Here is a 13,716-nt window from a genome sequence, read left to right as displayed (position 1 = left end):
AGTCTGTCCCCAGCCTGTTCCGAGCTCGTTCCGAGCTCGTTCCGACGGGCCCTGAGGCTCCGGTCGCCCGGCGCCTCGGGGCCCGTCGTCACGTTCCCGTCGTCGCCCGGGCCTACTGGGTGGCGGGCGGCGCGACGGTCTCCGGCGCCGACTGCGACGGGGACGGCGAGACCGACGGGGACTCGCTCGACGGCGAGGGCGACGGGTCCGCGGACTTCGTCGGCGACGAGGACGAGGACGAGGACTGGGACTTCGGCGGGGTCGAGGACGGCTTCCGGGACGGGGTCTTGCCCGGGGTGGTCGGGGCGGTGCTCTCGCCCGGGGTCGGGGACTGCGAGGTCGCGGGCGCCACCGGCGGCTGCGCGGCGGGGTCGGTGGTGCCGGGTGCCGAGGACGGAGCGACCCGCGTCGGGTTCACCGACACCGCGGGACCCTTCGCCGGCGGCTCGGTGTCCTCGGAGCTCATGGCCAGGCTCACCACGGTGCCCAGCGCCACCACCGTCAGCGCACCGGCCGCGGCCAGCAGCACCTTGCGGCGACGGCCGTGGCCCGCGTCCGACCCCGCGGCGGGCGCCGCTTCGAAGACGGCGGCGGGCTTCGTGTCCAGCGGGAACGCGTCCTCGAACACCGCCGACAGCGTGGTGGGCGTGTCCGTACGCGGCGGCACCGGCACCACGGGGGTCACCCGCGTCACCGCCTCCGGCGAGACCGGCACGGCCGGCGGCGAAGCCACCGCCCCGGTACGCCCCGCGTCCTTGGCACCGCCGACACCGGGGCCACCGACACCGGGCCCGCGCAGCGTGACCCCGCCCGGCGCACCGGCGCCGGCCTCTTCCACGGGCCCGCCCGCACCGGCCCAGCCGCCCGGGAGGCCTGCCGCACCACCCTGTCCGCCGAGAGCAGCGGCACCTGCACCACCGGCGGCGCCACCCGGGCCACCGGCCGTGCCACCGGTGCCCGCCCAGCCTCCCGAGAACGCGGCCGCGCCCCCGTTACCGGCCGGCCCGGCCGCGGCTTCGCCGCCCGCCGCCCCCGGCCCGCGCAGCGCGAGCCCGCCGACGGCCCCGGCCGCACCGCCCGCCGCGGCTCGGGCAGCGGCGGCGGCATTCGCGGCACCACCCGCGCCCGCCGGACCCGCCGGACCCGCCGGACCCGCCGGAAGACCTGCCGCACCTGCCGCACCTGCCGCGCCGCCGGGCCCACCCGGGGCACCGGCCGCGCCACCCGGCCCGGCGAGGGCAGCGGTACCCGCCTCGCCCGCGGGGCCACCCGTGACCGCCCGGCCCGCCGGCAGGGCAGCCGAGCCCGCCCAGCGGGCCGCGCCGCCGGATCCGGGGCGGCCCGCGGAACCACTCGTGACCGCCGGGGGCTCCAGGCGCAGGGGCGGGGACGACGTCACCCCGGCCGCCTCGCGGTCCACGACCAGCGCCAGTGCCCGCCGCCCGGCCACCGTGCCCCGCTTGTCGGCCAGCGCGCCGCGCAGCCCGATCGAGGTCTCCAGTTCGGCCCGCGCCCGGTCGAGGCGCCCCTCGCACAGGGCGAGCACGCCGAGTTCGTGGTGGAAGTACGCCTGTTCGGCTACCTCCCCCGCCTTGCGCGCGGCCTCCGCGCCCGCGCGCAGCACCCGCTCCCAGGCCTCCCAGTGCAGTGAGGCCGCGAACGCGGGGGCCGCCGTCCGCGCGAGCAGCACCGCCGCCACCACGTCCGCGCCGCCCAGTGCGGCCAGTACCGCCTCGGCCTCCACCGCGACCCGCTCGGGGGTCACCGAGGCGTGCCCGGTCCACCAGGCGTAGTGCCGGGCGGCCGTACGGGCCTCCTCGGCGGCGGTGTCCCCGTATCCGGCCTCCTCCAGCTGGCGTACGACGCCCTCGGCGAGCCGGTAGCGGGCGCCGACCGGGGTCAGCAGTCCGCAGGCGAGCAGCTCCGCCACCGCCGAGTCCGCGTGGGTGTCCCCCACCAGAGCCGGCAGGTGCGTGTGGTGCGGCATCTCCCCGCCCAGCGCGCACGCGATCCGCAGGGCCGCGCGCGCCGATTCGCTGACCCGCGAGGCCAGCAGCTCCGCCGGGGCCGCGCCCTCGGCGAGCGTGGGCAGCGGGACGTGCGCACTGCCGCGGGGGCGTTCCTCGAAGACGCCGGGCTCTTCCCCGTCGTCGTCCTCGTCGCCGTGGTTGAGCTCGTCGCGCTGCCGCAGCAGGGCGGCGGCCTGTACGAAGCGCAGCGGCAGCCCTTCGGAGGCGAACCGCAGGTCGGCCGCCCAGGCAGTCTCCGGATCGGTCAGCGGCCGTCCGATGCCCGCCTCCAGGAGTGCCGCGCATTCGGCCTTGCCCAGGCCGTCGAGGAAGACCTCGTCGAGGTGCGCGTCGTCGCCGGGCGCCTTCGTCTCGGGGGTCGACGCCAGCAGGTAGGCGCACTCGGGGGTGGCGCGCAGCAGCTCGTCGAGGGCGCCCGCACCCAGGTCCAGGTCGTCGAGGAGGACGATGGCGCCGATGTCCCGGACGCGGGCGAGGAGCGTGATCCGGTCGGGCCGCTCGCGCGGGGCCTCGTACACGGCCGAGTACAGCGCCTGGAGGAGCTCTCCGGGCTGCTGGTGCCCGTGGCCGGAGAGCCGTACGACACCGTCGGGCGCGAGGTCGGCGCAGCGGGAGGCGACCGCGTCGAGCAGCGCGGTGCGGCCGGATCCGGCGGGGCCGGTCAGCCGTACGGAGCGGCCGCGACCGAGCAGCCGGACGAGCCGCTCGCGCTCCTCCTCGCGGCCTATGAGGGGGCGGACGGGTATCGGCGGCCCGGGTAGCACGGGCGGGCGCGCGGCGGTGTCCCTGGCGGCGCGGGAGGCCTCGTCGCGCTTGGCGGGGCGGCTCGTGTCGGTGCCGGGGCGCAGCACTTCGATCTCGCTGCCGTCGACGGGGTTGACCGCGAGGGTAAATTCGCCCGCGATCAGGCTGACCAGCCGCGCGGCGGGCGCGGGCGCGGGTGTCCGGGCGGGCCGCGCGGCCGCCGCCCCGGAACGCTCCTCCGGATCGGTCTGCCCCTGCTTGAGGTCCATGACCAAGTCCCCCGATCGCGCTGCGCGCCGTCGCCGTCTTCCCGCCCGGCCTTCGCACACGCCGCTCTCGCTACTGGTCCGGTTTCCGCCCGAACCCTAGACGGTGGCCGGTCGTGCGGGGAACCGCAGGGGTGCCATCACCACCGGACCGTTACGTTTCCGCAGGAAATGTGCAGGTGGCGGGCCTGGGGTCGGTGCCGTGGGGGCGGGTCACACCCGGGGAAGGGACTCGGCCTCCAGGCCGCCCTCGATCGCGAGGATCCGGTGCAGTCGGGTCGCGACGAGCAGCCGCTGCATCTGGGGCGGCACCCCTCGCAGGACGAGACGCCGTCCGGTCCGGCCGGCCCGCCGGTGCGCACCCATGATCACGCCGAGTCCCGTGGCGTCCCACGAGTCGAGTCCGGTGAGGTCGAGCACGAGGTCGCCGTGTCCGTCGTCGAGGGCGGTGTGGAGGGCCGTACGGGCGTCCGCCGCGCTGCGCACGTCGAGGCGGCCCCCGACAGCGAGTTCGGCGTGGTCGCCCCTGATGTGCATGTGTGCTCCCGGCAGTACCGCGTACGTATGGTCCGATTGGTCCGTGGTCGGCAACTCTCACTGCAACTGACTGCCTCACGGGCAGGGAAGTTGCCGACCGTGAGCGAACCGATACCTAATTCACCCCGAGGGGTGATGGCATTCGAACTGGTGCTCAATGGCCGGGCCCGTTCGGCCCGGCCACGGGCCGGCGGCTCAGTGCTTGTAGAAGCCCTGGCCGCTCTTGCGTCCGATGTCGCCGGCGTCCACCATCCGGCGCATCAGCTCCGGCGGCGCGAACTTCTCGTCCTGCGACTCGGTGTAGATGTTGCTGGTGGCGTGGAGCAGGATGTCGACACCGGTGAGGTCGGCGGTGGCCAGCGGGCCCATCGCGTGACCGAAGCCCAGCTTGCACGCGATGTCGATGTCCTCGGCGGAGGCCACGCCCGATTCGTAGAGCTTCGCGGCTTCCACGACGAGCGCCGAGATCAGACGGGTCGTCACGAAGCCGGCGACGTCGCGGTTGACGACGATGCAGGTCTTGCCGACGGACTCGGCGAACGCGCGGGTGGCGGCGAGGGTTTCGTCGCTCGTCTTGTAGCCGCGTACGAGCTCGCAGAGCTGCATCATCGGGACGGGCGAGAAGAAGTGCGCGCCGACGACCCGCTCCGGACGCTCCGTCACGGCCGCGATCTTGGTGATCGGGATGGCGGAGGTGTTGGAGGCGAGGATCGTGTCCTCGCGGACGATCTTGTCGAGGGCGCGGAAGATCTCGTGCTTGATCTCGATCTTCTCGAAGGCGGCCTCGACGACGATGTCCACGTCGGCGGCGGCGTCGAGGTCGGTGGTGGTCGTGATGCGGGCGAGCGCGGCCTCGGCGTCCTCGGCGGTGAGCTTGCCCTTGGAGACGAACTTGTCGTACGAGGCCTTGATCCCGTCCGTGCCCCGGGTCAGCGCCGCGTCGGTGACGTCGCGCAGGACGACGTCCCAACCGGCCTGAGCGGAGACCTGAGCGATTCCGGAACCCATCAGCCCGGCACCGATGACGGCGAGCTTCCCAGCCACTGCACACCCCAAGTTCTCGATTGGACCCCGGCCCCGTCAGGGCCCGGTCTCGTAGCCACTCCGGCGGAGACTAGCGCCCGGGCGGCGCGGAGTGACCGCGAAGTAACACGCGTCACGTCTCAGATGACGGACATCACACCGGTCCGGCCCAGCAGCCGTGCGCTGCCTCACAGTTCACCCCCAGCCGGTGTCGTCGCCGTCGTCAGGTGGCGAGGAGGCCCGCCAGGAGGTCGATCCGCCGGAGCGCCTCGGTCCCCACCCGACGGTACGGCGGGCGGGCGCCACCGCGCCCGGAATTTCCCCGCCGGCCCCGTCTACCCTGGCCGCATGGTGAACCTCACGCGCATCTACACCCGTACCGGCGACAAGGGCACGACCGCCCTCGGCGACATGAGCCGTACGGCCAAGACCGACCTGCGGATCTCCGCGTACGCCGACGCCAACGAGGCCAACGCGGCCATCGGGACGGCGATCGCGCTCGGCGGCCTGTCCCCGGAGGTCGTCAAGGTCCTGGTCCGCGTGCAGAACGACCTGTTCGACGTCGGCGCGGACCTGTGCACCCCGGTGGTCGAGAACCCGGAGTACCCGCCGCTGCGCGTCGAGCAGTTCTACGTCGACAAGCTGGAGGCGGACTGCGACACCTTCCTGGAGCAGGTGGAGAAGCTGCGCAGCTTCATCCTCCCCGGCGGCACCCCCGGCGCGGCCCTGCTGCACCAGGCCTGCACGGTGGTCCGGCGCGCCGAGCGGTCCACCTGGGCGGCGCTGGAGGTGCACGGCGAGGTGATGAACCCGCTGACCGCCACCTACCTGAACCGCCTCTCCGACCTGCTGTTCATCCTGGCCCGCGTGGCCAACAAGGAGGTCGGCGATGTGCTGTGGGTCCCGGGCGGCGAGCGGTAGCCTCACGGCGCCTCAGCGCCCGCTCCCCGCGAGGGGCGCGGGCCGCTCCTCGGCGGCGGCGGGGGCCTTTTTCGGCCAGATCGTGTACGTGGCGGCGATCAGGGCGTGGATCCCGACCGCCCGCAGGGCGCCGTACTGCCACGCCTTCAGCGAGCTGACGTCGCCCGCGTCGCCGACGTACGCGATCGCGGCCTGCAGCAGGCCGAGGGCCACGGCCGCGGCGACGACCGTACGCAGCCACAGCTTCCACTCGTGGACGGCGCGGGCCTTGCCGTATCCGGGGCCGGGCGGCTTCGGTCCCCCGGCCAGCCGGTGCGCGGCGTGGCCGTCGAGCCACTTCACCGTGTAGTGGCCGTAGGCGACGGTGTAGCCGATGTACAGGGCGGCGAGGCCGTGCTTCCAGTCCGGCTCGGCCCCGTTCTTCAGGTCCACCGTGGTCACCACGAGCAGGACCAGCTCCATCAGCGGCTCACACAGCAGCACGGCCGCGCCCAGCCGGGGCATGCCCGCCAGGTAGCGCAGGGCCAGGCCGGCGGCCAACAACACCCAGAAGCCGACCTCGCAGGCGATGATCAGCGTGACGATCACGGGACTCTCCATCCACCGGGTTTCCGATTCCCTCCCAGACTCCCGTCCCGCCGGGCCGGTCGCGTCGTCGTCGCTGACGAGCTGTGCCTGCACCCTTCGATGTAGCCGCACCTCGGCCCCTGCGCCGACGTGCGCGGCCCGCACACCCTGTTGGATGGGACCGTGACCACGAAGAGCCTGCGCCCCCACCGCGACGACGTCCTGCTGGCGGTGTTCAGCGTGCTGGTCGGCCTCGTGTTCTGGTCGCTCGGGATCTACAGCAACGGCAGCCGGCACTTCCTGCCCGCGTGGGCCGCCCTGGTCCCCCTCGTGGCCGTCGGTTCCATGGAGCTGCTGCGCCGCACCATGCCGTCGCTGACCCTTGCCGTCGGCACCGTCGGGGTGATCGCCGACCAGTTCACGGTCGGCAGCCTCGCCACCGTCGTGATCTTCACCGATCTGATGTACGCCGCCGTCGTGTACGGCAAGCCGTCCATGGCCCGTCGCCTCCCGGTCTCCACCGGGCTGATCACCGTCATCGTCACCATCGCCTCGGTCGCCTGGCTGCGCACCCCGCAGGCCCTCCTGATCGGCGTGATCACCGGCATCGTGAGCTTCGCCCCGGCGCTGACCGGCGCCACGCTGCGCAACCACCGCGAGGCCGCCGAGGCCGCCCGGTTGCGCGCCGAGCAGACCGCGCTGCTGGCCGAGATGGACCGCAGCCAGGCCGTGGCCGCCGAGCGGGCCCGGATGGCGCGGGAACTGCACGACATGGTGGCCAACCACCTCTCCGCCATCGCCATCCACTCCACCGCCGCGCTGTCCATCGACCGGGCGGAGACCAGCCGGGAGGCGCTCGGGGTGATCCGGGAGAACAGCGTGCAGGGACTGGCCGAAATGCGTCGGCTCATCGGGCTGCTGCGCGACGCCGGGGCGGAGCAGGAAGCGGCCGCCGTGCCCTCTCTGGACGGACTGGAGGCCCTCTTGGAGAAGGCCCGGACGAACGGGTCGGCGAGCGGCCTGGACTTCGTGCTCGCGGACGAGCGGCCCCCCGCCCGGGCCCTGCCGGCGCCGGTGGAGCTGGCGGCGTACAGGATCGTCCAGGAGTCGCTGACCAACGCCCTCAAGCACGCCGGCCCGGGCACGGTCACGGTCCGCGTGGCCCGCACCGACGCCGCCCTGACGGTGGCCGTGGACTCCCCGTACGGGGACCGCCGCGGCCCCCGCGCCCCGGGCTCCGGGGCCGGGCTGGTCGGCATGCGGGAGCGGGCGGAACTACTCGGCGGGGAGTTCGCGGCGGGCCGCAGCGGAGCGGCCTGGCAGGTACGGGCGACCTTGCCCACGGAACTGGAGGCGGTGGAGGCATGACCATCCGGGTGGTGGTGGCGGAGGACCAGAGCGCGGTACGGGCCGGGCTGGTGCTCATCCTGCGCAGCGCGGGCGACATCGAGGTGGTGGGCGAGGCCGCCGACGGGGAGGAGGCGGTGCGCCTGGCCCGGGAGCTGCGGCCGGACCTGGTCCTCATGGACGTGCAGATGCCGAGGCTGGACGGGGTGTCGGCGACCCGCCAGGTGGTCGCGGACGGGCTGGCGGACGTACTCGTGCTGACCACCTTCGACCTCGACGAGTACGTGTTCGGGGCGCTGCGCGCGGGCGCGGCGGGCTTCCTGCTGAAGAACGCGGAGGCGGCGGAGCTGATCGGGGCGGTACGGACCGTGGCGCGCGGGGAGGGCCTGATCTCCCCGGCGGTGACACGACGGCTGATCGCGGAGTTCGCGGCCCCGGCGCGCCCCGCCCGGCCCGCCGCCCCTCCGGCGCTGGAGACGCTGACCCGGCGGGAGCGCGAGGTGCTGTCCTGTCTGGGCGAGGGGCTGTCGAACGCGGAGATCGCCATACGGCTGGACATGGCGGAGGCGACGGCGAAGACGCACGTGAGTCGCCTCCTGGGCAAGCTGGAGCTCCGCAGCCGCCTCCAAGCGGCCGTGCTGGCACAGGAGTTGGGGCTCTAGCGAACCTCCGGGGACACCGGTCTGGACCTCTTGACGGTTGGTCCAGACCTTTCTACTCTCACCGCAACACTGTGGTGAGCGTGCCATGACAAAGCGTGCTCACGGGCGGCGCAGGTCCCACCCCCATGTCGACGTCGGCCCCACGACGGAGACGGACCTACGGAGGAGCACCCTTGAGCACAGCATCCCCACCCCGCACCAGGCGCACCCGGTTCTTCACCAGAGTCGCGGCCGTCATCGCCGCCCTCGCCGTGCCCGTCACCGGGCTCGTCGCGCTCGCCGGACCGGCCCAGGCCGCCGCTTCCGCGACCGCGACGTACACCAAGGTCTCCGACTGGGGCACCGGCTTCGAGGGCAAGTGGACGGTGAAGAACACCGGCACCACGACGATCACCTCGTGGACCGTCGAGTGGGACTTCCCCGCCGGCACCGCGGTCACCTCCGCCTGGGACGGCACCGTCACCAGCTCCGGCACCCACTGGACCGGCAAGAACGTCGGCTGGAACGGCACCCTCGCCCCCGGCGCCACCGCCAGCTTCGGCTTCAACGGCACCGGCGCCGGCTCCCCCAGCGGCTGCAAGGTCAACGGCGGCTCCTGCGACGGCACCACCCAGCCCGGTGACGCTCCCCCCACCGCACCGGGCACCCCCACCGCGACCGGGGTCACCGAGACCTCGCTGACCCTGAGCTGGGGCGCGGCCACCGACGACAAGGGCGTCAAGAACTACGACGTCTACCGCGGCGGCGCCAAGATCGCGACGGTCACCGGCACCACCTACGCCGACTCCGGCCTGACCAAGGCCACCACCTACACCTACTCCGTCACCGCCCGGGACACCATCGACCAGACCGGCCCCTCCTCCGGCAGCCTCTCGGTCACCACCACCGGCGGCACCACCGAGCCCCCGCAGCCCGGCGGCCCGGTCAAGCTCGGCTACTTCACCGAGTGGGGCGTCTACGGCCGCAACTACCACGTGAAGAACCTGGTCACCTCCGGCTCCGCCGCGAAGATCACCCACATCAACTACGCCTTCGGCAACGTCCAGAACGGCGCGTGCACCATCGGTGACGCCTACGCCGACTACGACAAGGCCTACACCGCCGACCAGAGCGTCGACGGCGTCGCCGACAACTGGGACCAGCCGCTGCGCGGCAACTTCAACCAGCTGCGCAAGTTGAAGAAGCAGTACCCGAACATCAAGGTCCTGTGGTCCTTCGGCGGCTGGACCTGGTCCGGCGGCTTCGGTCAGGCCGCCGCCAACCCGGCCGCCTTCGCCCAGTCCTGCTACAACCTGGTCGAGGACCCGCGCTGGGCCGACGTCTTCGACGGCATCGACATCGACTGGGAGTACCCGAACGCCTGCGGTCTGTCCTGCGACACCAGCGGAGCCGCCGCGTTCAAGAACCTGATGTCGGCGCTGCGCACCAAGTTCGGCGGCTCCAACCTGGTCACCGCCGCGATCTCCGCGGACGGCTCCAACGGCGGCAAGCTCGACCTGGCCGACTACGCGGGCGCCGCGCAGTACGCGGACTTCTACAACGTCATGACGTACGACTTCTTCGGCGCCTGGGACGCGAAGGGCCCGACCGCCCCGCACTCCCCGCTCACCTCGTACGCGGGCATCCCGATCGCCGGCTTCAACTCCGAGGCGGCCATCACCAAGCTCAAGGGCAAGGGCATCCCCGGCTCCAAGCTCAACCTCGGCATCGGCTTCTACGGCCGCGGCTGGACCGGCGTCACCCAGGCCGCCCCGGGCGGCACCGCCACCGGGCCCGCTCCGGGCACCTACGAGCAGGGCATCGAGGACTACAAGGTGCTCAAGAACAGCTGCCCGGCCACCGGCACCGTCGCCGGCACGGCCTACGCCAAGTGCGGCGGCAACTGGTGGAGCTACGACACCCCCGCCACCATCGCCGGGAAGATGACCTGGGCCAAGCAGCAGGGCCTGAAGGGCGCCTTCTTCTGGGAATTCAGCGGCGACACCACGAACGGCGAGCTCGCGAACGCGATCCACACCGGTCTCCAGTAGGAACGAAAAGCCGGGAGGACGGGGTCCGCCCCCTCGTCCTCCCGGCTTTCGACGCCTGCGGTCGATCAGGCCACGTTCACCCTCCCCCAGACTTCGTCCGGGGGGACCCCCAGCCAACGGGCCAAGGAATTTTTAGGCGACATTCACCCGTTGCCCGGGCGGCGCGGCCTCCAGCCACGCCAGGAAACCGGTCAGGGCGTCCTCGCTCATCGCCAGCTCCAGGCGGGTCCCCTTGTGGAGACAGCCGAGCACGACGGCGTCGGACAGCAGGGCCAGCTCTTCCTCGCCCTCGGGCGCGCGGCGCGCGATCACCTCGATGGAGGCCCGCTCCAGAACCCGGCGCGGCCGGTGCGAATAGCTGAAGACGCGGAACCACTCGATGCGGTCACCGCCGTAGCGGGCGACCCCGTACACCCAGCCCTTGCCGGAGACGTCGGGCTCCTCGGCCACGCCCCAGCGCAGGCTGCAGTCGAAGGTCCCGCCCGAACGCTGGATGAGCCTGCGGCGCAGCCCGAACACAAACAGCCCGATCACCACCAGGGCTACGACCAGGCCGCTCACAAGCAGAGCGAGGAGCATCTTCACCGACCTCCTCGCTCATCGAATACAGACGAAAAACAGACCTGCATCGCCTCAGCCGCGACCCGCTCCGGAAAATTCCGGAACGGACCGCGGCTGAGGTTTCACACTTTGGTACGGGGCTCAGTGCCCCGCGACGGCGCGCAGCCGGACTTCGGCGCGTCGCTCGGATGCCGCATCGGCGTCCGACTTGGCGCGCTCCAGTGCCCGCTCCGCGCGCTGGACGTCAATCTCGTCCGCGAGCTCGGCGATCTCGGCCAGCAGGGACAGCTTGTTGTCCGCGAACGAGATGAATCCGCCGTGCACCGCGGCGACGACGGTGCCGCCCTCGCTGGTACGGATGGTCACCGGGCCCGATTCCAGCACACCGAGAAGCGGCTGGTGACCGGGCATGACGCCGATGTCGCCGGACGTGGTGCGGGCGACAACAAGGGTGGCCTCGCCGGACCAGACATTGCGGTCCGCCGCGACCAGCTCGACGTGCAGCTCAGCAGCCAAGGTGGCTCCTCGGGTCACCACCCGGCGGGTCAGCCGGGTGTTGGGTCAAATTCTAATGGGCGTGGGGAGAGGGACGGGACACACCCGCCCCTCTCCTTCGAAACCTGCGAACCGGATGCGCTCCTCGCGGAGCGCGCCGGATCAGGAGACGCCCAGCTCCTTGGCGTTGGCCTTCAGGTCCTCGATGCCACCGCACATGAAGAACGCCTGCTCGGGGAAGTGGTCGTAGTCACCGTCGCAGATCGCGTTGAACGCGGTGATCGACTCGTCGAGCGGAACGTCCGAACCGTCCACACCGGTGAACTGCTTCGCCACGTGGGTGTTCTGCGACAGGAAGCGCTCGACACGACGGGCACGGTGGACAACGAGCTTGTCCTCCTCGCCCAGCTCGTCGATACCGAGGATCGCGATGATGTCCTGGAGGTCCTTGTACTTCTGCAGGATCCCCTTGACACGCATGGCGGCCGCGTAGTGGTCCGCCGCGATGTACCGCGGGTCGAGGATGCGGGACGTCGAGTCCAGCGGGTCCACGGCCGGGTAGATGCCCTTCTCGGAGATCGGACGGGAAAGAACCGTCGTCGCGTCGAGGTGGGCGAAGGTGGTCGCCGGCGCCGGGTCGGTCAGGTCGTCCGCGGGGACGTAGATCGCCTGCATGGAGGTGATCGAGTGACCACGGGTCGAGGTGATGCGCTCCTGGAGGAGACCCATCTCGTCGGCCAGGTTCGGCTGGTAACCCACCGCGGAGGGCATGCGGCCGAGCAGGGTCGACACCTCGGAACCGGCCTGGGTGTACCGGAAGATGTTGTCGATGAAGAACAGCACGTCCTGCTTCTGAACATCGCGGAAGTACTCCGCCATGGTCAGACCGGCGAGCGCGACGCGCAGACGGGTGCCCGGGGGCTCGTCCATCTGGCCGAAGACAAGGGCGGTCTTGTCGATGACGCCCGAGTCGCCCATTTCCTCGATGAGGTCGTTGCCCTCACGGGTACGCTCACCGACGCCCGCGAACACCGACACACCGTCGTGGTTGTTGGCGACGCGGTAGATCATTTCCTGGATCAGAACGGTCTTGCCGACACCGGCACCACCGAACAGACCGATCTTTCCACCCTTGACGTACGGGGTGAGAAGGTCGATGACCTTGACGCCGGTCTCGAACATCTCCGTCTTGGACTCGAGCTCGTCGAAGCTCGGGGCCTTGCGGTGGATGGGCCAGCGCTCGGTGACCTCGGCGTTCGCCTCGGGGTAGTTGAGCACCTCACCCAGGGTGTTGAACACCTTGCCCTTGGTGAAGTCACCGACGGGGACGGTGATGCCCTCGCCCGTGTCGGTCACCGGGGCCTGGCGGACCAGACCGTCGGTGGGCTGCATGGAGATGGTGCGGACCAGGCCGTCACCCAGGTGCTGGGCGACCTCAAGGGTCAGCGTCTTGAGCGCGCCGTCCTCGGCCGGGTCGGCGACCTGGACCTTCAGCGCGTTGTAGATGTCGGGCATCGCGTCGACGGGGAACTCCACGTCGACGACCGGGCCGATGACCCGGGCGACGCGGCCCGTGGCGGCGGCCGTCTCAACAGAGGTCGTCATTACTTGTCACTCCCCGCGGTCGCGTCGGCCATGGCGCTGGCGCCACCGACGATCTCGCTGATTTCCTGGGTGATTTCGGCCTGGCGGGCCGCGTTGGCAAGCCGGGAGAGGCTCTTGATGAGGTCTCCGGCGTTGTCGGTCGCCGACTTCATCGCGCGGCGGCGGGCGGCGTGCTCGGAAGCGGCCGACTGCAGCAGTGCGTTGTAGATGCGGCTCTCGACGTAGCGCGGCAGAAGGGCGTCGAGGACGTCCTCCGCCGACGGCTCGAACTCGAACAGCGGAAGGATCTCGCCCTTCGCACCGTCCTCCTCCACAGCCTTGTCGAGGCTGAGCGGCAGCATCCGGCCGTCCACCGCGTTCTGCGTCATCATCGACACGAATTCCGTGAAGACGATGTGCAGCTCGTCGACGCCACCCTCGGCCGTGTCCAGCTGGATGGCCTCGATCAGCGGCGCCGCGACGCGCTTGGCGTCGGCGTAGGTCGGGCTGTCGGTGAAGCCGGTCCACGAGTCCGTGACCTTGCGCTCACGGAAGCCGTAGTAGGCGACACCCTTGCGGCCGACGATGTAGCTGTCGACCTCCTTGCCCTCAGCGCGCAGCCGCTCGGTGAGCCGGTCGGCCTGCTTGATGGCGTTCGAGGAGTAGCCGCCGGCCAGACCGCGGTCGCTCGTGATGAGCACGATCGCGGCGCGGGTCGGCGCCTCGACCTCGGTGGTCAGGGCGTGCTTGGTGTTCGAACCGGTCGCCACCGCGGTCACCGCACGGGTGAGCTCGGTCGCGTACGGCATCGACGCCGCCACCTTGCGCTGCGCCTTGACGATGCGCGAGGCGGCGATCATCTCCATCGCCTTGGTGATCTTCTTGGTCGCCGTGATGGCACGGATGCGACGCTTGTAGACCCGGAGCTGCGCTCCCATGAGTCAGGTCC

The 13,716-nt window shown here is 71.8% G+C and carries 12 protein-coding genes; 4 read left to right on the top strand and 8 right to left on the bottom strand.

The window, feature by feature from the left end; genetic code table 11:
- Positions 1-112 precede the first annotated feature (112 nt).
- From ACIQ5Y_RS17010 to ACIQ5Y_RS17000, 3 genes are all read right to left on the bottom strand, one after another.
- Entirely contained in the window at positions 113-3,043 is a 2,931-nt protein-coding gene (locus ACIQ5Y_RS17010) for an ATP-binding protein (protein ID WP_403880443.1), read from the bottom strand.
- A 210-nt stretch (positions 3,044-3,253) separates the two neighbouring features.
- A complete protein-coding gene (locus tag ACIQ5Y_RS17005; protein WP_030153791.1) occupies positions 3,254-3,577 on the bottom strand; it encodes an STAS domain-containing protein in 324 nt (107 codons plus the stop codon).
- A 195-nt stretch (positions 3,578-3,772) separates the two neighbouring features.
- Positions 3,773-4,621: a 3-hydroxyacyl-CoA dehydrogenase family protein gene (locus ACIQ5Y_RS17000; RefSeq protein ID WP_384588930.1), complete on the bottom strand. Its 849-nt coding sequence runs from the start codon at positions 4,619-4,621 to the stop codon at positions 3,773-3,775.
- A gap of 327 nt (positions 4,622-4,948) precedes the next feature.
- Between ACIQ5Y_RS17000 and ACIQ5Y_RS16995 the strand changes: the two genes are divergently transcribed.
- Positions 4,949-5,521, top strand: a complete 573-nt coding sequence (locus ACIQ5Y_RS16995) for a cob(I)yrinic acid a,c-diamide adenosyltransferase (protein WP_384747005.1) — start codon at positions 4,949-4,951, stop codon at positions 5,519-5,521.
- 12 nt (positions 5,522-5,533) lie between these two features.
- On the opposite strand, the gene ACIQ5Y_RS16990 is transcribed toward ACIQ5Y_RS16995, so the two are convergent.
- The gene (locus ACIQ5Y_RS16990; RefSeq protein WP_403880440.1) at positions 5,534-6,109 is read right to left on the bottom strand and encodes a hypothetical protein; all 576 of its coding nucleotides are present in this window, start codon (positions 6,107-6,109) and stop codon (positions 5,534-5,536) included.
- 162 nt (positions 6,110-6,271) lie between these two features.
- Here ACIQ5Y_RS16990 and ACIQ5Y_RS16985 point away from each other — a divergent pair, with 162 nt between their 5' ends.
- The 3 genes from ACIQ5Y_RS16985 to ACIQ5Y_RS16975 all read left to right on the top strand — a co-directional run bounded on the left by ACIQ5Y_RS16985 (position 6,272) and on the right by ACIQ5Y_RS16975 (position 10,127).
- Positions 6,272-7,456, top strand: a complete 1,185-nt coding sequence (locus tag ACIQ5Y_RS16985) for a sensor histidine kinase (RefSeq protein WP_403880438.1) — start codon at positions 6,272-6,274, stop codon at positions 7,454-7,456.
- A complete protein-coding gene (locus ACIQ5Y_RS16980; protein ID WP_403880436.1) occupies positions 7,453-8,097 on the top strand; it encodes a response regulator in 645 nt (214 codons plus the stop codon). The genes ACIQ5Y_RS16985 and ACIQ5Y_RS16980 overlap by 4 nt, the downstream gene beginning before the upstream one ends.
- Positions 8,098-8,222: 125 nt before the next feature.
- Positions 8,223-10,127, top strand: coding sequence for a glycosyl hydrolase family 18 protein (locus tag ACIQ5Y_RS16975; RefSeq protein ID WP_403880434.1), 1,905 nt, complete (start codon positions 8,223-8,225; stop codon positions 10,125-10,127).
- A 132-nt stretch (positions 10,128-10,259) separates the two neighbouring features.
- Here the strand turns inward: ACIQ5Y_RS16975 and ACIQ5Y_RS16970 are convergent, their stop codons facing one another.
- From ACIQ5Y_RS16970 to ACIQ5Y_RS16955, 4 genes are all read right to left on the bottom strand, one after another.
- Positions 10,260-10,706, bottom strand: a complete 447-nt coding sequence (locus tag ACIQ5Y_RS16970) for a DUF2550 domain-containing protein (protein WP_365165849.1) — start codon at positions 10,704-10,706, stop codon at positions 10,260-10,262.
- 123 nt (positions 10,707-10,829) lie between these two features.
- Positions 10,830-11,204, bottom strand: coding sequence for a F0F1 ATP synthase subunit epsilon (locus ACIQ5Y_RS16965; protein WP_329379191.1), 375 nt, complete (start codon positions 11,202-11,204; stop codon positions 10,830-10,832).
- Positions 11,205-11,345: 141 nt separating this feature from the next.
- Positions 11,346-12,788, bottom strand: coding sequence for a F0F1 ATP synthase subunit beta (atpD, locus tag ACIQ5Y_RS16960; protein WP_054224704.1), 1,443 nt, complete (start codon positions 12,786-12,788; stop codon positions 11,346-11,348).
- On the bottom strand, positions 12,788-13,705 hold the full coding sequence (locus ACIQ5Y_RS16955) for a F0F1 ATP synthase subunit gamma (RefSeq protein WP_403880431.1): 918 nt from the start codon (positions 13,703-13,705) through the stop codon (positions 12,788-12,790). The genes atpD and ACIQ5Y_RS16955 overlap by 1 nt, the downstream gene beginning before the upstream one ends.
- Between the last annotated feature and the right edge of the window lie 11 nt (positions 13,706-13,716).

This window comes from Streptomyces sp. NPDC096339 (assembly GCF_044762985.1).
Lineage (GTDB): Bacteria > Actinomycetota > Actinomycetes > Streptomycetales > Streptomycetaceae > Streptomyces.
Note: the sequence above shows the minus strand (reverse complement) of the source record. Positions and strands in the feature narration are given on the sequence as shown.